This window comes from Streptomyces rubrogriseus (assembly GCF_027947575.1).
GTDB lineage: Bacteria > Actinomycetota > Actinomycetes > Streptomycetales > Streptomycetaceae > Streptomyces > Streptomyces rubrogriseus.
In genome coordinates this window covers 6,194,818-6,218,958 of sequence record NZ_CP116256.1, presented here as the reverse complement: position 1 = coordinate 6,218,958, position 24,141 = coordinate 6,194,818, and the positions used below count along the sequence as shown (strand labels likewise).

General features: G+C 67.8%; 16 protein-coding genes. 10 read left to right on the top strand and 6 right to left on the bottom strand.

From position 1 onward, the window contains the following. Nucleotides 1–118: 118 nt before the first annotated feature. The gene (locus Sru02f_RS28035) at nucleotides 119–2,401 is read left to right on the top strand and encodes an NACHT domain-containing protein (RefSeq protein WP_159107482.1); all 2,283 of its coding nucleotides are present in this window, start codon (nucleotides 119–121) and stop codon (nucleotides 2,399–2,401) included. Between the two features lie 304 nt (nucleotides 2,402–2,705). Here Sru02f_RS28035 and Sru02f_RS28030 read toward each other — a convergent pair whose 3' ends face one another. Continuing rightward, complete coding sequence (locus tag Sru02f_RS28030) at nucleotides 2,706–4,235, bottom strand: helix-turn-helix domain-containing protein (protein ID WP_109029773.1); 1,530 nt, start codon at nucleotides 4,233–4,235, stop codon at nucleotides 2,706–2,708. 86 nt (nucleotides 4,236–4,321) lie between these two features. After that, nucleotides 4,322–4,519, bottom strand: a complete 198-nt coding sequence (locus Sru02f_RS28025) for a DUF4236 domain-containing protein (RefSeq protein WP_109029772.1) — start codon at nucleotides 4,517–4,519, stop codon at nucleotides 4,322–4,324. A 305-nt stretch (nucleotides 4,520–4,824) separates the two neighbouring features. On the opposite strand from Sru02f_RS28025, the gene acnA reads away from it, so the two are divergent. Both acnA and Sru02f_RS28015 read left to right on the top strand, forming a co-directional pair. Then, nucleotides 4,825–7,542, top strand: coding sequence for an aconitate hydratase AcnA (gene acnA, locus Sru02f_RS28020; RefSeq protein ID WP_109029771.1), 2,718 nt, complete (start codon nucleotides 4,825–4,827; stop codon nucleotides 7,540–7,542). Between the two features lie 216 nt (nucleotides 7,543–7,758). Further along, complete coding sequence (locus Sru02f_RS28015) at nucleotides 7,759–8,004, top strand: DUF397 domain-containing protein (protein WP_003972922.1); 246 nt, start codon at nucleotides 7,759–7,761, stop codon at nucleotides 8,002–8,004. Between the two features lie 261 nt (nucleotides 8,005–8,265). Here the strand turns inward: Sru02f_RS28015 and Sru02f_RS28010 are convergent, their stop codons facing one another. The 3 genes from Sru02f_RS28010 to Sru02f_RS28000 all read right to left on the bottom strand — a co-directional run bounded on the left by Sru02f_RS28010 (nucleotide 8,266) and on the right by Sru02f_RS28000 (nucleotide 13,584). Continuing rightward, nucleotides 8,266–8,664, bottom strand: coding sequence for a hypothetical protein (locus tag Sru02f_RS28010; RefSeq protein WP_203696113.1), 399 nt, complete (start codon nucleotides 8,662–8,664; stop codon nucleotides 8,266–8,268). Between the two features lie 71 nt (nucleotides 8,665–8,735). Beyond that, on the bottom strand, nucleotides 8,736–9,596 hold the full coding sequence (locus tag Sru02f_RS28005; RefSeq protein ID WP_109029769.1) for a helix-turn-helix domain-containing protein: 861 nt from the start codon (nucleotides 9,594–9,596) through the stop codon (nucleotides 8,736–8,738). A gap of 181 nt (nucleotides 9,597–9,777) precedes the next feature. Further along, entirely contained in the window at nucleotides 9,778–13,584 is a 3,807-nt protein-coding gene (locus Sru02f_RS28000) for a GH92 family glycosyl hydrolase (protein ID WP_109029768.1), read from the bottom strand. 570 nt (nucleotides 13,585–14,154) lie between these two features. Between Sru02f_RS28000 and ngcE the strand changes: the two genes are divergently transcribed. The 7 genes from ngcE (at nucleotide 14,155) to Sru02f_RS27965 (ending at nucleotide 22,465) form a co-directional block, all read left to right on the top strand. After that, nucleotides 14,155–15,567, top strand: coding sequence for an N-acetylglucosamine/diacetylchitobiose ABC transporter substrate-binding protein (ngcE, locus tag Sru02f_RS27995; protein ID WP_109029767.1), 1,413 nt, complete (start codon nucleotides 14,155–14,157; stop codon nucleotides 15,565–15,567). Nucleotides 15,568–15,574: 7 nt separating this feature from the next. Beyond that, nucleotides 15,575–16,636: a carbohydrate ABC transporter permease gene (locus Sru02f_RS27990; protein ID WP_109029766.1), complete on the top strand. Its 1,062-nt coding sequence runs from the start codon at nucleotides 15,575–15,577 to the stop codon at nucleotides 16,634–16,636. Next, the gene (locus Sru02f_RS27985) at nucleotides 16,633–17,541 is read left to right on the top strand and encodes a carbohydrate ABC transporter permease (RefSeq protein WP_109029765.1); all 909 of its coding nucleotides are present in this window, start codon (nucleotides 16,633–16,635) and stop codon (nucleotides 17,539–17,541) included. The genes Sru02f_RS27990 and Sru02f_RS27985 overlap by 4 nt, the downstream gene beginning before the upstream one ends. 233 nt (nucleotides 17,542–17,774) lie before the next feature. Further along, nucleotides 17,775–18,986: an ROK family transcriptional regulator gene (locus tag Sru02f_RS27980; RefSeq protein WP_109029764.1), complete on the top strand. Its 1,212-nt coding sequence runs from the start codon at nucleotides 17,775–17,777 to the stop codon at nucleotides 18,984–18,986. Nucleotides 18,987–19,119: 133 nt separating this feature from the next. After that, a complete protein-coding gene (locus Sru02f_RS27975; RefSeq protein WP_164274082.1) occupies nucleotides 19,120–20,223 on the top strand; it encodes an ABC transporter substrate-binding protein in 1,104 nt (367 codons plus the stop codon). 161 nt (nucleotides 20,224–20,384) lie between these two features. Then, the gene (locus Sru02f_RS27970; RefSeq protein ID WP_059298203.1) at nucleotides 20,385–21,176 is read left to right on the top strand and encodes an ATP-binding cassette domain-containing protein; all 792 of its coding nucleotides are present in this window, start codon (nucleotides 20,385–20,387) and stop codon (nucleotides 21,174–21,176) included. After that, nucleotides 21,173–22,465, top strand: a complete 1,293-nt coding sequence (locus Sru02f_RS27965; RefSeq protein ID WP_109029762.1) for a sugar ABC transporter permease — start codon at nucleotides 21,173–21,175, stop codon at nucleotides 22,463–22,465. Before Sru02f_RS27970 ends, Sru02f_RS27965 begins: the two co-directional genes overlap by 4 nt. A 118-nt stretch (nucleotides 22,466–22,583) precedes the next feature. Here Sru02f_RS27965 and Sru02f_RS27960 read toward each other — a convergent pair whose 3' ends face one another. Beyond that, entirely contained in the window at nucleotides 22,584–24,107 is a 1,524-nt protein-coding gene (locus Sru02f_RS27960) for a glycosyl hydrolase family 18 protein (RefSeq protein ID WP_109029761.1), read from the bottom strand. Nucleotides 24,108–24,141: the final 34 nt, after the last annotated feature.

Genomic DNA, 24,141 nt, shown 5'->3' with positions numbered 1-24,141 from the left:
GGTCAGGCATGAGGGGCTGATAGCGAAACTGGCCCTGGCGCGGAAACAGGTGCTCGGTTCGCAACAGGTTCTCGTTTCGTCAGGTGGATTCACCGACGAAGCGCGCGACCATGCGAAAATGGAAGGAATTCTGGTCTACACCTTCCAGGAACTTTTCCGGCAGTTCGAGCGCACCGACCCGTATATCGAGCACGTCCTGGGGGACGGTGACTTCGCCGATTCCCTGCGTGATCTGGACGAGGTCTACGAGGAACCCGATTTCGACGACGACGAGGGAGTGCACCGCGCCACCGAATGGCTGACTCGCTGGGTGGGCGACGAGGCCGAACCGTCCCGCTGGGTGGTGGTCGTCGGCGAGTACGGCACGGGGAAGACCGCCCTCACCAGGGTCCTCCAGCGTCGCTGGATGAGCGACTACCGCGAAGGCCGGCTGGCCAGGCTGCCGTTCCGGGTGGAACTCAGAGACTTCAGCCGCCAGTTCGACGCCCGCGGCCTGCTCCACCACTTCCTCGACCGCAACGAACTGGGCCACCTCAACATCAGCTTCGTTGAGTCCATGATCGCCAACGGGCGCGTCATGCTCATCCTCGACGGCTACGACGAGATGGCCCAGTTCCTCAACGCGCGGGAACGCAGAGCTTGTTTGGAGGCGCTTACCGAACTCTCCGGCGACGGCGTGCGGGGTATCCTCACCAGTCGGCCCAACTACTTCACCGAGGCCGAGGAGCTCCAGGTCTTCGAGGTGCTCTACCGGAACCTCGACACCCGGTCCGAGATCGGCGCCGCCGCCCTCGACAAGGAGGTCCTGCAACAGGAGCAGCAGGTCGACCGGATGCTGGAGCAGTTCGTCATTCAGCGCGCCGAGCGGCAATTGCGCGACCTCAGTCCGGACCAGACGTTCCATCTGGTGAAGAAGCGCCTCGGGGACGATCCCGCGGGTGAGAAGGCGGTCACCGGCATCCTCAGCCGGGTCTTCCGCCCCGAGAGCACCCGCGAGCACTCCCTCGGCGGTAAACCCGTCATCGTCAGCTATCTCTTGGACGTCGTCGAGGAACTCAAGCGCGACGAGGCCAGCGGCAGCGGCGGCAAGCTCACCGAGTGGCAGATCTACGAGCTGATCATCAACAAGCTGATGCTGCGCGACTGGGCCCGGGTGAAGAACCTTCCCCCGTCGGACCGCCTCGAGTTCCTCCGGTATCTCGCGGTTCGGCTCTCCTCTGAGAGTCGCCGGTCGATCCGCGAGGCCGCATTCCGGGAACTCATCGAGGAGCGCTTCCCCGGCTATCTCGCCAAACAGCGGGCCGCCGACGCCGCCGACGCTGCCGACGCCCTCTTCGACGACCTGCGCTCCTCCTCAACGCTCACCCGCTCTCGTGAACCCGGCGAGTACGCCTGGCAGTTCTCGCACAACTCCCTGCGCGAGTACCTCGCCCTCACCTTCATGGTCAGCGAGCACCAGGCGGGCCGCTCGCTGCCCCGGCAGATCCAGCTCACCGACGCGATGCTGACCTTCGCCCGGTCGATGCCGAAGGACGTCCTGGAAGGCTCCCTCGCGCAACTCGCCATGGGCTGGCCCAACCGCAGCTACAGCAAGAGCCTGGACCGCATCCTGACGCTGCTGTGGCCCGCTCTCCTTCAGAACGTCCCCGCCACCGAAGACAAGCGGGACATTCTCGCCCGGATCGTTGGCCCCGGTTTGGACATCTCCAAGTCCCGGCTGCACCAGGTCGACTTCTCCGCCGACGCCCGGTCCTCGGGCCTGCACCGGCTGAACGCCTCCGAGACCGAACTGTCGGGGGTCTCCTTCCGAGGGGCCCGGATCGAGCGCTCCAACTTCTCCGACTCGATCTTCGAGGCGTGCAATCTGTCCCAGGCGGTGGCCGACGGAGCCTCGTTCAAGCGTGCCCTCATCATGGACTGCGACATCACGGGCCTCCAGTGCGCCGAGGCCGACTTCACCGACCTGGACCGGGACTCGACCGCCGTAATCAAGACCTCCCGAGGCACCCAGATCATCACCGGCGAGCACCTCGTCGGCCACCTGCGGGCGCAGGGCGCGATCACCGACGACGTCAACCCGTACTACGTGTTCGCCACCAACCCCGACTTCGAGGTCGTCCAGAAGATCTGCAAGGTCCTCGCCGACGGGGCGCAGCACCAGCGCCGTGGGGTCCAGCAGCGAGGCGCCGCCGAACGGAACGTGCCGCTGGCCCGCAAGTTCTTGGAGTACCTCTTCGGCTGCGACTACCTGACCGTCAAGGGCGGGCGCAGCGAGATGATCAGCGCCACCAGCAGCGGCCGGCAGGCCTGCCACCAGCTGGCCGCCGAGAAGAAGGTGGACGACACCCTGGGCCGCTTCCTGGAGGAGAACCTGGGCAGCCCGCGCAGAGCCACCAATTAGGCCCCGCCAGCACTGCGGCGGTGCTGGACCGTCCACTGCGACGAAGGTCGCCTGCATCGGCCGACGCCCCGTCCGAGACTGCCCGGCCCGCCGATCTGGTCGAGCTGCAGACCGCCGCGACATCGATGAAGCGGGCCGCGAGGACGTCCGCCCGCTCCAGGGCCCAGGAGTGCAGAGCGGTGATGGTGGCGTCGTCAAGCCCGTAGGCGGCGACGGCTTCGGCGTCGGTCCTTCGGCGGAATCCCCTCCTGGCTAGCACGAGTACAGGCCAGGAGGGAATTCACGTCGACTTTCCCTGGTGCTTTCAGATGTCCCGGAAGATCTCGATCTGCGCCCCGATCGAGTTCAGCCGCTCCGCGAGGTCCTCGTAACCGCGGTTGATGACGTAGACGTTGCGCAGTACCGACGTGCCCTCGGCGGCCATCATCGCCAGGAGGACGACGACCGCGGGGCGCAGGGCCGGCGGGCACATCATCTCGGCGGCGCGCCAGCGGGTGGGGCCCTCGACCAGGACGCGGTGCGGGTCCAGGAGCTGGAGGCGGCCGCCCAGGCGGTTCAGGTCCGTGAGATAGATGGCGCGGTTGTCGTAGACCCAGTCGTGGATGAGGGTCTGGCCCTGCGCCGAGGCCGCGATGGCCGCGAAGAAGGGGACGTTGTCGATGTTCAGGCCCGGGAAGGGCATGGGGTGGATCTTGTCGATCGGCGCTTCGAGCTTGGAGGGGCGCACCGTCAGGTCCACCAGGCGGGTGCGGCCGTTGTCGGCGAAGTACTCCGGGGTGCGGTCGTGGTCGAGGCCCATCTCCTCCAGGACCGCCAGCTCGATCTCCAGGAACTCGATCGGGACCCGGCGCACCGTCAGCTCCGACTCCGTGACCACGGCGGCGGCCAGCAGGCTCATCGCCTCGACCGGGTCCTCTGAGGGGGAGTAGTCCACGTCGGCGTCGATGACCGGCATGCCGTGGACGGTGAGGGTGGTGGTGCCGATGCCTTCGACGCGGACGCCCAGGGCCTCCAGGAAGAAGCAGAGGTCCTGGACCATGTAGTTGGACGAGGCGTTGCGGATGACGGTGACGCCGTCGTGGCGGGCGGCGGCCAGGAGGGCGTTCTCCGTCACCGTGTCGCCGCGCTCGGTCAGGACGATCGGGCGGTCCGGGCGCACCGTGCGGTCGACCACCGCGTGGTAGTGGCCCTCGGTCGCGGCGACGTCCAGGCCGAACCGGCGCAGCGCGATCATGTGCGGCTCGATGGTCCGGGTGCCGAGGTCGCAGCCGCCGGCGTAGGGGAGCCGGAAGCGCTCCATGCGGTGCAGCAGCGGGCCGAGGAACATGATGATCGAGCGGGTGCGGACGGCGGCCTCGGCGTCGATGGCCTCCATGTCCAGCTCGGCCGGCGGCACGATCTCCAGGTCGGTGCCGTCGTTGATCCAGCGGGTGCGCACGCCGATGGAGTTGAGCACCTCCAGGAGGCGGTAGACCTCCTCGATGCGGGCGACCCGGCGCAGCACCGTGCGCCCCTTGTTGAGCAGCGAGGCGCACAGCAGGGCCACGCAGGCGTTCTTGCTGGTCTTGACGTCGATGGCGCCGGACAGGCGACGGCCGCCGACGACACGCAGATGCATCGGTCCCGCGTAGCCCAGGGAGACGATTTCGCTGTCCAGCGCTTCGCCGATCCGGGCGATCATCTCAAGGCTGATGTTCTGGTTGCCGCGCTCGATGCGGTTGACGGCGCTCTGACTGGTGTTGAGCGCCTCCGCGAGCTGTGACTGCGTCCAGCCGCGGTGCTGCCGGGCGTCACGGATGAGTCGGCCGATGCGTACGAGGTAGTCGTCTGCCATGAGGTCGAGGCTATCTCAGATATGAGATCGCACCTCTCGGGGGGTCCGTTCGGGTGACGTGACGTCAAGTAACCCCCGGTCACGCCTCAGCGGCGCCTGCTCGTCGTCGTGCGACGCCACCCGAAAGGTCCCGGCAAATCCATCGATGTCGTACGGCGTCCGGTACTGCTGCGGGTGTGGCGCGGGCCGCTGCTGCCACCGGTCGTGATGGACCACGAGCGTTTGTTGATGTTCAGCCGCACTCCGGGGAGGATCCGGAAACTCTTGCGGAACGTGAGCGGCATCGTGCCCCCTTCCGTGTCGCGCCGGGTCGGTCCGGCACGCATCGGATACCCCCGTTCGGCGTAGTGATGGCCGCACGGGTCACCCGGAGTAGGGCGCACGCCACACAGCGCCCGGACATGACCGGACCGCCCCCATGTACTAGAGTTATCTCGACATCGAGATATCTGCCGAGGCGTGCCGCAGTCGCGCGCCGCTGTCGGTCTGGCGGTAAGGGTTACCTAACTTAGCCTTACCTTAGCGGATCGGCCAACAGGGCGTGGCGGCAGGATGCGGTGGTACGCGCACATGAATGAAGGAGACTGTCGTGTCGGCGAACAGCTTCGACGCCCGCAGCACACTGCAGGTGGGCGACGAGTCGTACGAGATCTTCCGGCTGGACAAGGTCGAGGGCTCCGCGCGCCTTCCCTACAGCCTGAAGGTGCTGCTGGAGAACCTGCTCCGCACCGAGGACGGCGCGAACATCACCGCCGACCACATCCGCGCCCTCGGCGGCTGGGACTCGCAGGCCCAGCCGTCGCAGGAGATCCAGTTCACGCCGGCCCGCGTGATCATGCAGGACTTCACCGGCGTGCCCTGTGTCGTCGACCTCGCCACCATGCGTGAGGCCGTCAAGGAGCTGGGCGGCGACCCGAACAAGATCAACCCGCTCTCCCCGGCCGAGATGGTCATCGACCACTCCGTCATCGCGGACAAGTTCGGCACCAACGACGCCTTCCAGCAGAACGTCGACCTGGAGTACGGCCGCAACAAGGAGCGCTACCAGTTCCTGCGCTGGGGCCAGACCGCCTTCGACGACTTCAAGGTCGTCCCCCCGGGCACCGGCATCGTCCACCAGGTGAACATCGAGCACCTGGCCCGCGTCGTCATGACCCGTGACGGCAAGGCCTACCCCGACACCCTGGTCGGCACCGACTCGCACACCACCATGGTCAACGGCCTCGGCGTCCTCGGCTGGGGCGTCGGCGGCATCGAGGCCGAGGCCGCGATGCTCGGCCAGCCGGTCTCCATGCTCATCCCGCGCGTCGTCGGCTTCAAGCTCACCGGCGAGCTGACCCCCGGCACCACCGCCACCGACCTGGTGCTCACGATCACCGAGATGCTGCGCAAGCACGGCGTCGTCGGCAAGTTCGTCGAGTTCTACGGCGAGGGCGTCGCCGCCACGTCGCTGGCCAACCGCGCCACCATCGGCAACATGTCGCCGGAGTTCGGCTCCACCGCCGCGATCTTCCCGGTCGACGACGAGACGCTGAACTACATGCGCCTGACCGGCCGCTCCGAGCAGCAGGTCGCCCTCGTCGAGGCGTACGCCAAGGAGCAGGGCCTCTGGCTGGACCCGAAGGCCGAGCCGGACTTCTCCGAGAAGCTGGAGCTGGACCTCTCCACGGTCGTCCCCTCCATCGCCGGCCCGAAGCGCCCGCAGGACCGCATCGTCCTCGCCAACGCCGCCCAGCAGTTCAAGACAGACGTCCTCAACTACGTCGACGTCGTGGACGAGGCGGGCAAGGAGTCCTTCCCGGCCTCCGACTCCCCGGCCGTCACCCCGAACGGCGCCCCGTCCAACCCGGTCCCGGTCACCGCCCCCGACGGCACGACCTACGAACTGGACCACGGCGCGGTGACGGTCGCGGCCATCACCTCCTGCACCAACACCTCCAACCCGTACGTCATGGTCGCCGCCGCCCTGGTGGCCAAGAAGGCCGTCGAGAAGGGCCTGACCCGCAAGCCGTGGGTCAAGACCACCCTCGCCCCGGGCTCCAAGGTCGTCACCGACTACTTCGAGAAGGCGGGCCTGACCCCCTACCTCGACAAGGTCGGCTTCAACCTGGTCGGCTACGGCTGCACCACCTGCATCGGCAACTCCGGCCCGCTGCCGGACGAGGTCTCCAAGGCCGTCAACGACCACGACCTCGCCGTCACCTCGGTGCTCTCCGGCAACCGCAACTTCGAGGGCCGGATCAACCCCGACGTCAAGATGAACTACCTGGCGTCCCCGCCGCTGGTCGTCGCCTACGCGCTCGCGGGCTCCATGAAGGTGGACATCACCAAGGACGCCCTGGGCGCCGACCAGGACGGCAACCCGGTCTACCTGAAGGACATCTGGCCCTCCGAGGCCGAGGTCAACGACGTCGTCGCCAACGCCATCGGCGAGGACATGTTCTCCAAGTCCTACAGCGACGTCTTCGCGGGCGACGCCCAGTGGCAGGCGCTGTCCATCCCGACCGGCGACACCTTCGAGTGGGACGGCGAGTCCACCTACGTGCGCAAGCCCCCGTACTTCGAGGGCATGGGCATGGAGCCGGCCCCGGTCGAGGACATCTCCGGCGCCCGGGTGCTCGCCAAGCTCGGCGACTCGGTGACCACGGACCACATCTCGCCCGCCGGCGCCATCAAGGCCGACACCCCGGCCGGCAAGTACCTGACGGAGCACGGCGTCGAGCGCCGCGACTTCAACAGCTACGGCTCGCGCCGCGGCAACCACGAGATCATGATCCGCGGCACCTTCGCCAACATCCGCCTGCGCAACCAGATCGCGCCGGGCACCGAGGGCGGCTACACCCGCGACTTCACCCAGGACGGCGGTCCGGTGTCGTTCATCTACGACGCCTCCCGCAACTACATCGAGCAGGGCACCCCGCTCGTCGTCCTGGCCGGCAAGGAGTACGGCTCCGGCTCGTCCCGCGACTGGGCCGCCAAGGGCACCGCGCTGCTCGGCGTCAAGGCCGTCGTCGCCGAGTCCTACGAGCGCATCCACCGCTCGAACCTCATCGGCATGGGCGTCCTGCCGCTCCAGTTCCCCGAGGGTCAGACCGCCGAGTCCCTCGGCCTGACCGGCGAGGAGACCTTCTCCGTCTCCGGCGTGACCGAGCTGAACGAGGGCACCACCCCGCGCACGGTGAAGGTCACCACCGACACCGGCGTCGAGTTCGACGCGGTCGTGCGCATCGACACCCCCGGCGAGGCGGACTACTACCGCAACGGCGGCATCCTGCAGTACGTGCTGCGCAGCCTGATCCGCAAGTAGACGGCTGTTCCACGGGCCGTGTCCACCGTCCTTCGGAGGGCGCGGCCCGTGCCGTACCACCCGGCTGGTTCCCGTATGGCCACCGCCGAACTGCGTCACCTAAACTGGTCGTTCGATGACTTTCAGTGATGGATTCGGTGACGACGGAATGCCGCAGGGGCTTGCCGGGAGGGGATTCGGGCACTCGCCTGCGACAGTGCACACTCGTCCACTAACATGATGGGGCGCTATCCAGGCATGTGGGGGAAGCAGGGGGCTGGGGCAGTGCATGAGGGGAGACCCTTGTGGCGCAGGAGCAGTGTGTGTGGCAACGAGAGCGAGTGCGTGGAGGTCGCCGTGTGCGAGGGCCGGGTGCTGGCACGCGACTCCAAGACACTCGGGCGCACACCACTGGGCTTCAGCGCCTCCGTCTGGACTGACTTCCTGCATGCCGTGGCACAAGGAGAGTTGGACGGTCTGTGACGTTCTTATCCAGCCATCGGCAGGCGGTAGGGGGCCATATGAATGCCGAGGCATCCGAAGGGCGGCGGTCGGTCGGCAGGCGGAGCGCCGTCGTCGTGGGCGGCGTCCTCACCTTCACCGTGAGCGTGGGAGCGGTGGCGACGCTGGCGGCCGCGGTCGCGTCCATGCTCGTCGACAGCGTACTCGCCAAACGGCTCCTCTGGGTGAGCGTGGTGGCCGCGGTGGCAGTAGGCGCGGGAGTGTGGCGCGCGGGGAACGGGGCTATCCCGTCCCTACTTGGTTCTGATCACCCTCGTTACGACTCTCGGGCGGGTTCCGCGGAGTAGCCGAGCCGCGCGCCGCCAGCTTGCGCCTGACCCACCAGCTCAGCCCGGCGAGGGCGGAGCCCATCACGAACGTGCCCAGTGCGGTCCCGACGCCGGACCAGGGGAGTTCGAGGGCACGGGCCTTCTTCACGATGAAGGGCGCCGCCTTCACCATGACGATGGCGAGGGCCAGCAGCCCCAGCACGCCGAGCAGTGCGGTGTGCTTCCTCTTGTCGCGTGCCCGGGACGTCTCGATGGCTATGAGACGCTTCGTCTGCTCAGGGTCCTGGATGGCCTGAGCCTTCAGCTCCTCGTCGTTCATGCCGGAGCCGAAGGCTATTCGCAGCACGTCCATCAGAGCATCGATTGTCGACCTGGAGACCACGCCGGTCCTCCCCCTGCCTCTGTCAGCCCGGTACCGCGGGTCTAGCCGGCCTTGAGGCTCTGCTTGACGCGATCGATCAAGTCGAGGGACGCGCTCTCGTCCAGCGCCCGCTCCATGAGCGTCTGGAAGCACTCCTGGTAGCGGGCCAGCAGTTCCAGGTCCTCGCCACCGGTCATACTGCCGGCGGCGTGTTCCAGGTACAGGAGGTCGTCGTCGTCCGGGAAGCGCAGCAGGACGAAGCTGCCCAGGGTGCTGTAGTGCGCTCCGGTGTCGAACGGCAGCACGCGGACGGTCACCTCGTCCCGTCCGGCGAAGGCGACGACCTGTGCCAACTGCTCGGCGAACACGCTCCGTCCGCCGACCTGCCGCCGCACCGCCGCCTCGTCCAGGACGAAAGTGGCCGCCGGACGGCCCGAGCCGTCGAACATGCGCCGCTGGCGGTCCATTCTCAGGTCGACGATGCGCCGCACCCGCTCCTCGGCCAGCCCGCGCTCGGCGAGCAGGGCGTCCGCGTAGGCGCGGGTCTGAAGGTGTCCAGGGATCACGATGGGGTGGTAGGTGTCGACGGCACGCGCGGCGCCCTCGTAACCGAGGTACTGGGCGAACTGCGGTGAAACGACGTCGTGGTAGCTCGACCACCAACTGGCCCCCTTGCTGCCCCGGGCCGCCTCCGTCAACTCCTCCACCGTGCCGGGCTCGGTGATGTCGTACAGCGCCAGGAGGGCGCGCAGGTCGCTGACGGACACACTCACCGTCCCGGTCTCCACACGGATGAGCTTCGACTGCGACCACTCCACCTGCTCGGCGGCCTCACGCTGGCTGAGCCCCGCACGCTCCCGCGCCTTGCGCAGGGCGAGCCGAAGCTTGCGCCGGTTGAGACTGGGGTCCACAAGGGGTGTCATCGCCGCTCCTTCGACCGTGCACGTACCCTGAACCAGAACGGCCATGCACAGACAGTTCCTAGCTGTTCGCTCGAACCATTATGCCTCTGGCTTTCTGCATAGAGCCAAAACCCGCACGCGCAGGGCCCGGACACGCGCAGGGCCCGCCCAGAAGCTGGGCGGGCCCTGATCAACGATGGTGCTAGGCGAGCAGCTCGATCTCGGAGAGCACCGAGGCACCGGTGAACACCAGGCGGTACTGGGCGTACGAGCCCGGCGACTTCACCGAGAACGCCCGCGTCTGCCGGTCCCAGGCGAAGGACTCGCCGGAGCGCTCGTCCAGCGTCCGCCAGGTCGTGCCGTCGGCCGAGCCCTGGAGCTTCCAGCCGGTCGGGGCCTTGGTGCGGTCCGCCGACGAGGTGAGCGTGTACTGGACCGCCTTGGCGCCCTCGCCGGACACGGGCAGGTCCACCGAGGCCACGTTCGCGTCCGTCGCCGAGGTGTTGTCGAACAGCGCGCCCTGGCCCGTGATCGCGTCGGTGCGCGGGGTCGGCACCTCGTCGTCCTTCGTGATCGACGGCGGCGCCGCGTTGTCGCCCGTGCCCCACGAGGAGGGCTTCGCGCCCATGTCGAACTCCAGGACGCCGCCCTTCGCGATCAGCGAGTGGGGGAGCGAAGTGGAGTTCCAGCGCTTGCCGTTGACCTTCAGGCCCTGCACGTAGACGTTCTTCGTGCTGTTCTTCGGCGCCTTGACGACCAGGTCGCGGCCGTTCTCCAGGTGCACCGTCGCCTTCTTGAACAGCGGGGACCCGACGGCGTACTCGCCGCTGCCCATCACCAGGGGATAGAAGCCGAGCGAGGAGAAGAGGAACCAGGCCGACTGCTCGCCGTTGTCCTCGTCGCCGTGGTAGCCCTGCCCGATGTCGCTGCCGGTGTACAGCCGCTGGAGCACCTCGCGGATGTTCTTCTGCGTCTTGTACGGCTGCCCGGCCGCGTCGTACATGTACAGGGCGTGGTGGGCGACCTGGTTGGAGTGCCCGTACATGCCCATGCGGACGTCCCGCGCCTCGACCATCTCGTGGATGACCCCGCCGTAGGAGCCCTTCAGTTCCGGGGAGGCCGTCTCCGGGGTGGAGAGGTACTCGTCGAGCTTGTCGCCGAGACCCTTGCGGCCGCCGTACAGGTTGGCCAGGCCGCGGCTGTCCTGCGGGGCGGTGAAGGCGTAGCCCCAGCCGTTGGTCTCCGTGTAGTCGTAGCCCCACACGCGCGGGTCGTACTTCTCGGAGTCCACGCGCCAGTTGCCCTTGACGTCCTTGCCCTGGAAGAAGCCGGCCTTCGCGTCGAAGAGGTTGACGTAGTCCTGGGCGCGGTTGAGGAAGTAGGCGGACTCGTCCTTGTACCGCTTCTCGCCGGTCTCCTTGTAGAGCTTCTCGCCCATCTTGGCGATGCCGTAGTCGTTGAGGTAGCCCTCCAGCGACCACGACAGGCCCTCGTGCGTCTCGGTACCGGCGTAGCCGAGGAACGGCGAGGTCTCCATGCCCTTGCGGCCCACGCCGGAGGACGGCGGCACCACGGTGGCGTTCTTGACGGCCGCGTCGTACGCCGCCTTCGCGTCGAAGTCGACGCCCTTGACGTAGGCGTCGGCGAACGCCACGTCGGACGAGGTGCCGGTCATCAGGTCCGCGTAGCCGGGGGAGGACCAGCGCGAGGTCCAGCCGCCGTCCTTGTACTGCTGCACGAAGCCGTCGACCAGCTCACCGGCCTGGGACGGGGTGAGGAAGGAGTACGCGGGCCAGGCGGTCCGGTAGGTGTCCCAGAAGCCGTTGTTGACGTAGACCTTGCCGTCCACGATCTTGGCGCCGGTCTCGGTCGGCGTGTTCTCCTTGACCGCCTTGGAGAACGGGGAGGCGTACTTGTACGTGCCGTCGACCTTCTCGTGGCCCGCGTTCGGGTACAGGTACAGCCGGTAGAGGCCGGAGTACAGCGTGGTCAGCTGGTCCTGCGTGGCGCCCTCGACCTCGACCTTGCCGAGGATCTTGTCCCACTGCTTCTGGGCGTCCCGCTTGACCTTGTCGAAGGAGGCCCGCTTCGGGATCTCCTGGCGCAGGTTGTCCTTCGCCTGGTCCACGCTGATCAGCGAGGTGGCGATGCGCATCGTCACGGCGTGGTCCCGGCCGGCGTCGAAGCGCAGGTGGCCCTTGACGCCGCTGGAGTCGCCGCCGGTGACCTTGCTGTCGAACTCGCCGTAGACGAAGAGGCGGGTGGCACCTGCGGAGCCGCCGGACTTGACGTCCGAGTAGCCGGTGAAGGTGCCGTTCTCCTTGTCCAGGGTCAGGCCGGCCTGGTCGTTGACGTTGTCGAAGATCACGCTCGCGTCGTCACCGGGGTAGGTGAAGCGCATCATCGCCGCGTGGTCGGTCGGCGTCATCTCGGCCTTGACGCCGTTCTCGAACCGCACGCCGTAGTAGTACGGCCGGGCGGTCTCGTTCTCGTGCCGGAAGGCCAGCTCGCGGGCGTCCCGGCCGGTGTCCGGGGTGCCGGAGGCGGCCGACGGCATCACCTGGAAGGTCTGCCGGTCGCCCATCCACGGGCTCGGCTCGTGGCTCGCGGAGAACGCCTGAACGGTGGGCAGGTTGTCGTCGTTGTTGCCGCTGGCGTACTCGTAGATCCAGCTGAGCGAACCGGCGTTGGTCACCGGCGTCCAGAAGTTGAAGCCGTGCGGCACGGCGGTCGCGGGGAAGTTGTTGCCGCGCGAGAAGCTGCCGCTGGAGTTGGTGCCGCGGGTGGTGAGCGCGTAGTCGGACAGGTGGGCCTTGGGACGCTCGGGAGCGGCCCGCTCGATCGCCACGTCGTCCAGCCAGCCGCGGAACTTCGCCGGGCCCTTGGGGGAGTCGTACGCCAGCAGGATCCGGTCGACGGTCTTGCCGGCCGCGACCGAACCGATCCCGGACTTCACGCTGTTCCACTGGTTCACGTAGAGGATCTTGGCGTCGCCCTGACCGCGCGGCGTCAGCGGGAACCCGTGCTGGTCGGTGGCCTTGAGATCGCTCAGGTAGGTGCCGTCGGTGAAGGCGAGGTCGACCGAGACGTTCGTGGCGTCGTAGTCGAGGTCGCCGTCCGCCATCGACGGGAAGATCTTGTACGACAGCTCGGAGCGCCGGTCGACCTCGACGTTCACGTCGAAGACCTTGTTGTACGAGTAGCCCCGGCCGTCCGCGGTGTGCCGGCCCGCGTAGCGCAGCGCGTGCGTGCCGGTGAACCCGGCGTTCGCCTTCGCGGTCGGCGAGCCCACCGGGCCCTCGTCGACGAAGGAGAGCATGTCCTCGGGCGTGGGGACCTCGGTGTCGTCGGTGGCCAGCTGCACGTCGGCGAGCTGGAGCGCGTCGCCGGCCCCGTTGTTCTTGGTGATCTCCAGCCGGAAGTGCTGGAACTCGGCGGTCTCGGCGAGTTGGTACGTCTTGGTCTGGAACCGCCCGTCGAAGTGCTCCCCGGCACGGGTGTCCAGCGTCTGCCAGTTCTCGCCGTCCGCCGAGCCCTTCAGCGTCCAGTCCAGCGGGTCGCGCTCGTCGTGGTCGTTGGCCGAGGTGAGCGCGTACTTGGCGATCTTCGTCGGTGCGTCGAGGTCGAACTCGACCCAGCCGGTCGGCGCGAAGGTGAGCCACTTGGTGGCCGGCTCGTTGTCGACGAGGTTCTCCTTCACCTCCCGGCCGCCCGTGTTCTCGGCGCTGGCGCGCACTCCGGTGACGTTCTCCGTGACGTTGCCGGGTATGCCGGTGCTGTACCCGCCGTCCACGCCGGAGGCCCGCTTGCCGCCGTCCCGGTCGGTGTCCACGGTGTCGGTCCAGTCCGGAACCGGGTCGTCCGCCTCGAAGGACGACGCGAACTCCCGGTCGGCCTTGGCGGGGGCGCCCGGCAGCGCGACCGCCGCTCCCTGTGAACCCACCGCCAAGGCGAAGGCGGTCGTCATGACGACCGCCGGACCCCATCTGTGCCGAACTCTGTACTGCATGTCCTGGCCACCCTCCCTGCGCGCGGGACAACGTTGTCAAATCAACTGCGCAAGGACCAGTAGGGGTCAAGTGGCATGTGATGTCAAGGGTGTTGGATGTGGCGTTCGGGGCTTATGGCAGGTATTCCTCCGGCATGCGGTGCACAGGCCACTCATATTTCCGGGAGGTCTCAACTCGGAAAAGACGTACCGCGAACCTTGCATTCGATCTTGCTCCGCCAAGCGAAAGTGGACTATACCTGTCGGCACTCCGGGGCATCTTCACCGCACCCGACCTTGTACGGCCGCATTTCCTGCACGACCCAGCTTGACCCGAACGCGGTGCCGGGGAGGATCCGGTTCACCGCCTGAGTCCTGGAGAAGGCGAGGACTTGAGCATGGGATCCACCACCGGCGTGGGCCATCACGATCTGATCAGGCGGAGCGCGACCGCCGCTCCGGCCCCGGCGACTGTTGTGCCGGCATCGCTCAGCTGATCATCGGCGCCGTACCGCGGCTCCGAGACGACGGCGACAACGCCGCACACGCAGCACACCCGGACAGAACCAATCGATCAGTGAGGATGCAAAGATGACCATTCGTGCCGGCTCTCTTGACAGGCGGACGCTCCTGCGCGGGGCCATCGCCACCGCGGCCGTGGGCTCGTTCGCGGTCGCGTGCAGCTCTCCCTCCAGCGAGGACGGCGACGGCGACGGCGGCCCGAAGGGCGAGAAGAGCGCCAACAACCCGTTCGGCGCCGCCGCGAACTCCTCGGTCGAAGCGGCCATCTTCGACGGCGGCTACGGCACCGACTACGTCGACTACACCAACCAGGTGCTCGGCAGTCAGGTCAAGGGCCTCAAGGTCCAGGTCAAGCCGGTCGTCGACATCGCCCCCCAGCTCCAGCCCCGCTTCGTCGGCGGCAACCCGCCGGACCTCATCGACAACTCCGGTGAGGACCAGATCGGCTTCCTCGGCATCCTCGACCAGCTGGAGACGCTCGACGACCTCTTCGAGGCCAACACCTACGAGGGCAAGAAGATCGCCGACATCGTCTACCCCGGCGTCAAGGACCCCGGAACGTACAACGGCAAGTTCGTCGCGCTGCGGTACGTGATGACGGTGTACGGCGTCTGGTACTCCAAGACGCTCTTCGAGGAGAACGGCTGGACCCCGCCGAAGACCTGGGACGAGGCGCTCGACCTCGGCCAGAACGCGAAGAAGAAGGGCAAGTACCTCTTCGTCCACGGCAAGGAAGCCGCGACCTACTACCAGACGATGCTGTTCGCCTCAGCGATCAAGGAGGGCGGTGACGAGGTCCGGCTCGCTCTCGGCAATCTCGAGAAGAACGCCTGGTCGCATCCGGCCATCCAGGGCGTCCTCAAGGTCATGGAGACCATGGTCAAGGAGAAGATGTTCGTCCCCGGCGGCTCCGGCACCCAGTTCCAGAAGGCGCAGGCGATCTGGAGCAACGACCAGAAGGCGCTGCTCTACCCGTCCGGTGGCTGGATCGAGAACGAGATGAAGCAGGCCACTAAGAAGGACTTCCAGATGACCGGCTTCCCGGAGATGACGCTCACGGACAAGCCGAAGCTGCCCTACGAGTCGCTCCACGCCGCGGCGGGCGAGCCGTTCATCGTGCCCAAGCAGGGCAAGAACCCGGCCGGCGGCAAGGAAGTGCTGCGGGCGATGCTGTCCGAGAAGGCGGCCGCCAACTTCTCCAAGACGAAGCTGGCCCCGACGGTGGTCAAGGGCACCGTGCCCGCCGACGGCTTCGGATCGGCCGCCCTCGTCTCCCAGACGAAGATGCTCGAGGCCGCGGGCGACAACATCTCCGACATGAGGAGGTTCGTCGAGGCATACGGCATGAACACCGACCAGTTGGTGCCGTGGAACTCGTTCCTCTCCGGCGACCTCGACCGCAAGGGCCTCACCGCGGCCCTGCAGAAGATCTCCGACAAGGTCCGGGACGACGACTCCATCGACAAGATCGAGATCAGCTAGTACAGCGATGAAAGACGACATCACCACCTCCGACGCCGCGAGCCGCCGGCCCCAGCCGGCCGCTCGCGGCGGGCGGCCACGGCGCCGCAGGCTCACGTTCGACCGGGTGACGTTCTTCCTCGCGTTCCTCGGTGTCCCGCTGACCATCTTCGTTCTCTTCGTCCTGGTCCCGTTCGGCCAGGCGATCTTCTGGGGGATGACCGACTGGCGCGGCTTCAGCCCGGACTACAACTTCGTCGGCTTCGACAACTTCACGAAGATGTTCCAGGACGACATCTTCCTGAAGGCGTTGCGCAACGTCGCACTCCTCGCGGCCTTCGTCCCGCTGGTCACGCTGACTTTGGCCCTCGGGGTCGCCGTGGCCATCACCCTGGGCGGGCCCAGCAAGGGCCCCGTCCGAGGGATCCGGGGAGCGTCGTTCTACCGGATCATCTCCTTCTTCCCCTACGTCGTGCCGGCGATCATCGTCGGCCTGATCTGGGCGCAGATGTACGACCCGAACGCCGGCCTGCTCAACGGCGTCCTCTCCGGCCTCGGCCTCGACCGGTTCGAGTCGTTCGCGTGGCTGGGCGAGAAGGCGACCGCGATGCCGTCCGTGATGTTCGTCATCATCTGGGGGCTCGTCGGGTTCTACGCGGTGCTCTTCATCGCCGCGATCAAGGGCGTTCCCGGCGAGCTGTACGAGGCGGCGAAGATCGACGGGGCCGGCCGGTTCCGCACCACGATCTCGATCACCCTGCCGGCGATCCGGGACAGCGTGCAGACGGCGTACATCTACCTGGGCATCGCCGCCCTCGACGCGTTCGTCTACGTCCAGGCGATGGTGCCGAACGGCGGCCCGGACAACTCGACCCTGACCATCAGCCAGCGTCTGTTCAACGTCGCCTTCGCCAAGCAGCAGTTCGGCTACGCCACCGCGATGGGCGTCGTCCTCGCCATCGTCACCCTGGTGTTCGCCGCGCTGGTGTTCCTCGTCAACCGCCTCACGGGCGGCGGCGAGGGCGAGAGCAAGAGGAAAGCACCTGGGTCCAGGGCTCGGCGTGCCGCAGCCAAGGGAGGTGCCCGGTGAGCGTCATCGCCGCCGACCGCAAGCCGGCCAGTGACCGGAAACCGGCGAGCGACCGCAGGCTGACGAGGGCCGCCGCGAGCAGCGACCGCAGATTCGCGGCGATCTCGCACACCCTGCTGATCCTGTGGTCCGTGATCGTGATCGTGCCCATGCTGTGGGTGCTGATGTCGTCGTTCAAATCGACCGGCGAGATCCTTTCGTCGCCGTTCTCGCTGCCGGATCACTGGCGCTTCGAGAACTACGCGAACGCGTGGACCGACGCGAACATCGGGAAGTACTTCCTGAATTCCGTGATCGTCGTGGTCTCGGCACTCGTCCTGGTGATGCTGCTCGGCGCGATGTGCGCCTACGTTCTCGCCAGGTTCGAGTTCCCCGGACGCCGGCTGATCTACTACGTGATGCTCGCCGGCCTGACTTTCCCGGTTTTCCTGGCGATCGTTCCGCTCTTCTTCCAGTTGCAGAACTTCGGGCTGCTGAACACACGTCCCGGACTGATCCTCACCTATGTCGCGTTCGCGCTGCCGTTCACGATGTTCTTCCTCTATTCGTTCTTCCGGTCGCTGCCGCACGACGTGTACGAGGCCGCGCTGATCGACGGTGCCGGGGACTGGCGGGCGTTCTTCCAGGTGATGCTGCCGATGGCCCGTCCGGGCATGGCGGCGGTGGCGATCTTCAACTTCCTGGGCCTGTGGAACCAGTTCCTGCTGCCGGTGGCGCTCAACACCGACCAGGACAAGTGGGTCCTCACCCAGGGCATGGCCGCCTACGCGTCCTCGCAGGTCTACGACATCGACTACGGTGCGCTGTTCGCGGCGATCGTGGTCACGGTGGTGCCCGTACTCCTCGTGTACTGCGTCTTCCAGCGGCGGATCGCCGGTTCGGTGTCGCAGGGCACCTTCCGCTGACGCCCACTGCCGCTTCACCCGTCACACGCAGGGGTCCGTCCCCGGAGAGACAGCTCTCCGGGGACGGACCCCTGCGGCGTACCACCGGCAGCCGGCCGTGGACACGGCCTGGAACCGATTTCTTTCAAGGGCTTGACGGCACTGGACGATTCAGCGGAGTTTGGGGTTCATAACTTGTACAAGGTCCGCATCGCACCGGGTGACGCGGACCCAGGGGATGAGGGTGAGAGTCAATGGAGACTCCCGGGTCGCAGTCGTCGCTGCACCGCGCCAACCTGGAACGCGTCGTACGGGCGGTACGGCTCGCCGGTTCGCTGACGCAGGCGGAGATCGCGAGGACGACGGGCCTGTCGGCGGCGACGGTCTCGAACATCGTCCGGGAACTGAAGGACGGCGGGACGGTCGAGGTCACGCCCACCTCGGCGGGCGGCCGCCGGGCCCGCAGCGTCTCGCTGAGCGGGGACGCCGGCATCGTCATCGGCGTGGATTTCGGACACACCCACCTGCGCGTCGCGGTCGGCAACCTCGCCCACCAGGTGCTCGCCGAAGAGTCCGAGCCGTTGGACGTCGACGCCTCCTCGGACCAGGGCTTCGACCGGGCGGAACAGCTGGTCAGCCGGCTGATCGCGGCCACCGGAGTGGACCGGACCAAGATCGCCGGGGTGGGCCTGGGCGTGCCGGGCCCGATCGACGTGGAGTCCGGGACGCTGGGCTCGACCGCCATCCTGCCCGGCTGGGGCGGCATCCGGCCCGCCGAGGAGCTGCGGGGGCGGCTCGGCGTGCCGGTGCACGTGGACAACGACGCCAACCTCGGCGCCCTGGGCGAGCTGGTCTGGGGCAGCGGCCGGGGGGTGCGGGACCTGGCGTACATCAAGGTCGCCAGCGGTGTCGGCGCCGGGCTGGTGATCAACGGGAAGATCTATCGCGGCCCCGGCGGCACGGCGGGCGAAATCGGGCACATCACCCTGGACGAGGCCGGTCCCGTCTGCCGGTGCGGCAACCGGGGTTGCCTGGAGACCTTCGCCGCAGCACGCTATGTGCTTCCGCTCCTCCAGCCCAGCCACGGCACCGATCTGACGATGGAGGGCGTCGTACGGCTGGCGCGGGACGGTGACCCTGGCTGCCGTCGGGTGATCGCCGACGTCGGCCGCCACATCGGCAGTGGAGTCGCCAACCTCTGCAACCTGCTCAACCCGAGCCGCGTCGTCCTCGGCGGCGATCTCGCCGAGGCCGGCGAGCTGGTGCTCGGGCCGATAAGAGAGTCCGTCGGGCGTTACGCCATCCCCAGCGCGGCGCGGCAGCTCTCCGTGCTTCCCGGGGCCCTCGGTGGCCGTGCGGAGGTGCTCGGGGCCCTCGCCCTCGCCCTCAGCGAGATGGGCGATTCGACGCTCTTGGACGGGTCTGCGACCGGCGCTCTGCCGGCGGCCACGCCTGCCTTCACTTAGAGCACGGATGGCACCGTTGTCATCTCGTTAAGGATTTACTTCTTGACGTCGCACGTGTGGCCGAGTTGACTTCCAGCCACCTCGGCCGCAACGACGCGGCCTCGTCAGGGAGGTTTGTGAAGTGAACACGCGTATGCGTCGTGCCGCCGTTGCCGTTGCCACCACCGCGATGGCCGTCTCGCTCGCCGCCTGTGGCAGCGCCAAGGAGTCCGACGGCGGCAGCGACTCGTCCGACTCGGCGGCGAAGAAGGGCGACGACATCAAGGTCGGCCTGCTCCTTCCCGAGAACCAGACCGCGCGGTACGAGAAGTTCGACAAGCCCATGATCGAGAAGAAGGTCAAGGAGCTCACGAACAACAAGGGCGAGGTCGTCTACGCCAACGCCAAGCAGGACGCCAGCCTGCAGAACCAGCAGGTCGACACGATGGTCACCAACAAGGTGGACGTGCTGATCGTGGACGCGGTGGACTACAAGGCGATCGCGGGCTCGGTCAAGAAGGCCAAGGACGCCGGCATCAAGGTCGTCGCCTTCGACCGCCTGGCGGAGGGCCCCATCGACGCCTACACCTCGTTCGACAACGTCACCGTCGGCAAGACGCAGGGCGAGGCGCTCCTCCAGGCGCTGGGCGACAAGGCCAAGGACGCCCAGATCGTCATGATGAACGGCTCCTCCACCGACCCGAACGCCGCCCAGTTCAAGGAGGGCGCGCACGCCGCCCTCGACGGCAAGGTGAAGGTCGGCCGCGAGTACGACACCAAGGAGTGGAAGCCGGAGAACGCCAACGCCAACATGGAGGGCGCCATCTCCGCCCTCGGCAAGGACAAGGTCCAGGGCGTCTACTCCGCCAACGACGGCATGGCGGGCGGCATCATCACCGCCCTGAAGGCCGCCGGCATCTCCGACGTCCCGGTCACCGGCCAGGACGCCGAGCTCGCGGGCGTGCAGCGCATCGTCACCGGTGAGCAGTACATGAGCGTCTTCAAGTCGTACCCGAAGGAGGCCGAGACCGCGGCCGAGATGGCCGTCGCGCTCGCCAAGGGCGAGTCGCTCGACTCCATCGCCAACGACAAGGTCGACTCCGCCACCGCCAAGGGCATCCCCGCGGTCATCGTCCCGGTCGTCTCGCTGACCAAGGACAACATCAAGGAGACCGTCATCAAGGACGGCTTCTACACGATCGACGAGATCTGCACGGACAAGTACAAGGCCGCCTGCGACAAGATCGGCCTCAAGTAAGCGGACCCGCGTCCCGAGCCGACTGAGCCGCCCGGGACCGTCCGCCCCAGCTCCTCCGGCGCCCCGCACTCATCAGCCCCGCAAGCTACGCGGGGCGCCGGACGGAACACCCTCCCCAAATACTTCTGCACAACCTCCCGCCGGGTCAGGCGGCGAAGGAGATGGTTCACGTGTCCGCTACGCCCGTGCTGGCGTTGCGCGGGGTCTCCAAGCGATTCGGTGCCGTCCAGGCGCTCACCGAGGTAGAGCTTGAGGTCCACGCCGGTGAGGTGGTCGCCCTGGTGGGCGACAACGGCGCCGGAAAGTCCACGCTGGTCAAGACGATCGCCGGCGTGCACCCCATCGATGAGGGCGCCATCGAGTGGGACGGCAAGGCCGTCTCGATCAACAGGCCGCACGACGCCCAGAACCTCGGCATCGCGACGGTCTACCAGGACCTCGCGCTGTGCGACAACATCGACGTCGTCGGCAACCTCTACCTGGGCCGGGAGATCCGCCGTCGCGGCGTCCTGGACGAGGTGGAGATGGAGCGCCGCTCCCGCGAGCTCCTGGACACGCTGTCCATCCGCATCCCCAGCGTCCGCATCCCGATCGCCTCCCTCTCCGGTGGTCAGCGCCAGGTCGTGGCGATCGCCCGGTCCATGCTCGGCGAGCCCAAGCTGGTCATCCTGGACGAGCCCACCGCCGCCCTCGGCGTCGAGCAGACCGCGCAGGTCCTCGACCTCGTGGAGCGGCTGCGCGAGCGCGGCCACGCGGTCATCCTCATCAGCCACAACATGGCTGACGTCAAGGCGGTCGCCGACAAGGTCGCCGTCCTGCGCCTCGGGCGCAACAACGGCGTCTTCGAGGTCAAGTCGACCTCGCAGGAAGAGATCATCTCCGCCATCACGGGCGCCACGGAGAACGCCGTGACCCGTCGTGCGGCACGCGCAAATGGGGAGATCAAGAAGTGAGCATCGACAAGACCTCCACCCCCGCCGCGGACAGCGCGGTGGAGAACACCGACGCGGCGGCCGCCGCCGTCACGGCCGTCGACCCCCGGCTGCTGGTGCGCGAGCAGGGCTTCGCCGGCTACCTCGGCGAGTTCAAGCGGAAGATGAAGGCCGGTGACCTCGGCTCCATACCGGTCGTCGTCGGTCTGCTGATCATCTGGGCCATCTTCACCAGCCTGAACTCCAACTTCCTCACCGCCGGCAACTTCTCCGACATGTCGGTCGCCATGGTCGGCACCGGCATGATCGCCGTCGGCATCGTCTTCGTCCTGCTGCTCGGCGAGATCGACCTGTCGGTCGGCTCGGTCAGCGGTGTCGCGGGCGCCACCTTCGCGGTGCTGAGCGTCACGCACGGGATGAACGAGTGGCTCGCCCTGCTGCTGGCGATCCTCACCGGTACCGTCGCTGGTGCCATCCACGGCTTCGTCTTCGCCCGCATCGGTGTCCCGGCCTTCGCCGTGACGCTCGCCGGACTGCTGTTCTGGCAGGGCTTCATGCTCCAGATCCTGGGCGACAACGGCACGATCAACCTCGACTCCGACGGCGTCGTGGTGAAGCTGACGAGCTACTACTTCAGCGACGTGGCCGCCGCCTACGGTCTGGCTGTCGTGGTGACCGCGGGCTACTTCCTCTCCGCGTTCTTCGACAACCGCCGCCGCGAGGCCGCCGGGGTGCCGTCCCGGCCGCTGAACGAGATCATCGTGCGCACGGTGCTGCTCGCGATCCTGGCCTTCGCCGTGGCGATCGTCTTCAACCAGTACAAGGGCCTCCCGCTGGCCGTGGTGATCTTCCTGGCGTTCCTGCTGCTCACGGACTTCGTGCTGCGCCGCACCGCCTACGGTCGCAAGATCTTCGCGCTCGGCGGCAGTGTCGAGGCGTCCCGCCGTGCCGGTATCAACGTGGAGCTGGTCCGGATCTCGGTCTTCGCGATCGCCGGCGGCTTCGCGGCGATCGGCGGCCTCTTCGTGGCGTCGAAGATCGCCTCCGCCAACCAGGGCGCGGGCACCGGTGAGTTCCTGATGAACGTCATCGCCGCGGCCGTGATCGGCGGCACGTCCCTGTTCGGCGGCCGCGGCCGCACCTGGGACGCGCTGCTCGGTGTGATGGTCATCGTCTCGATCCAGTACGGCCTCGCCCTGGAGGGCATCGCCTCGCCGGTCCAGTACATGATCACCGGTGGCGTGCTGCTGGCGACCGTCGTCATCGACGCGATCACCCGCAAGACGCAGAAGACGGCCGGCCGCGCGTAGCACGCCGCCGCACGGCCGACGACGGTCCGCCCGCCCGCCCAGCTGAGCCCTGGGCCGGCGGGCGGACCGCTTTCCGCGCCGTCGGGGTGAGCCGTGCCGTTCTCAGGCCGTGCCGTTCTCAGCAGGCGCCGAGATCCTGCCAGACACCCCACTGGCCGGTGGTCCCGGGCTCCTCGCCGGTCGTCCACCACTTGGCCTTCCAGGTGTGCCCCTCGTGGGAGACCTGCTGCCCGCCGGTGTAGATCGCGCCCGAGTTCCACGGGGCGGCCGTGCACTGGTTGCCGTTGCCGCCGGTGACGGTCAGCGCGTACGTGGTGCTGTGGCTGCCGGACGGGCTGGTGCCCGTGACGGTGATGGAGTACGTCCCCGAGACCGCCTGGTCGGTGGTGGCGAGGGTGAGCGTCGACTGCCCGCCCGCAGTGACCGAGGCGGGGCTGAAGGACGCGGTGACGCCCGCCGGGACCCCGCTCGCCTTGAGCTGCACCGTCTGAGCCGTACCCGACTTCACCGCGGTCTTCACCGTGGTGGTGGCCGAGGCGCCCGCGGTCACCGTGCCGGAGGCCGGGGTGGCGGAGAGGGAGAAGTCGTTCTCCGGGGTGGTGCTGCCACTGGTGAACGGCGCGAAGATGTGCGAGAAGTCCCAGGTGTTCTGCTGGATGCCGGAGCAGTTGTCGGCCGCGCCGCCGCCCGCGCAGCTCCCGTTGTCCCGCTGCAGCGCCCAGAAGGAGAGCGTGTTGATGCCCTGGTCCAGGGCCCAGTCGTAGACCGTGCGGGCGTTGTCCAGGGTGAAGGTCTCCGCCGGTCCGAAGTCGTCGACGCCGATCATCTCGATGACGCCGATCATGTGCCACAGCTCGGCCGAGGACTTGGCCGGGTAGAGCCGGGCCAGCACGTCGTGCAGCCCCTGGGTCGCCGTCCGGGTGTCCTGGGCCATGTCGTGCTGCTGGTTGTCGTAGTAGTCGAACGTCATGAGGTTCACGACGTCGACCTCGGTGCCGTTCGCCACGGCGTTCTCCAGCAGGGCGACGCCGTTGCTCGCCAGGCCGCGGGTGGTGGTGGGCAGGGTGTAGGAGATCTCGATGTCGCGGCCGTTGTCGGCGGCCCAGTCCTGGACCAGCTTGATCGCCTTGTTGCGGCGGTCGATGCCCGCGGTGTTGTCCAGCGCGTCGATCTCGATGTCCATGTCGAGCCTGGAGACGTCGTAGGTCGTGATGACCTTCTCGTAGGCCGCGGCGATCTGCTGGACGTCCGTGCAGCTGTCGGCGATCTCGGTGCCGGTGGTGTCGGCCGTGTAGCCGCCGAACGAGGGGATGACGTCGCCCCCGTTCGCCTGGATGGTGTCGAAGTCGGCGCCGAAGGTCGACTGGGCGATCGGCATCGACGTGTCGCCGTTCCAGTACGGCGTGCAGGAACCCGGCGTCGCCGTCTGGAGGAAGGCCATGGTGAGGTGCTTGGCACCCGACTGGGCGGCCAGCGCGGCCGGGCTCTCGCCGGTCCAGGCTTCGAAGTACGGCGCGAAGACCCGGTCCGGCAGCGGGGTCGCCGCCTGGGCCGCGCCGGTGCCGGACAGGGCGAGGCCCACCGCGGCCACGGTGGTGGCGGCCGCGGTGAGGGCCGCCCGGATGGAACGCATGCGTCTCATGTCAGTCCCGGTGTGTGTGGGGAGGAACGTCGAT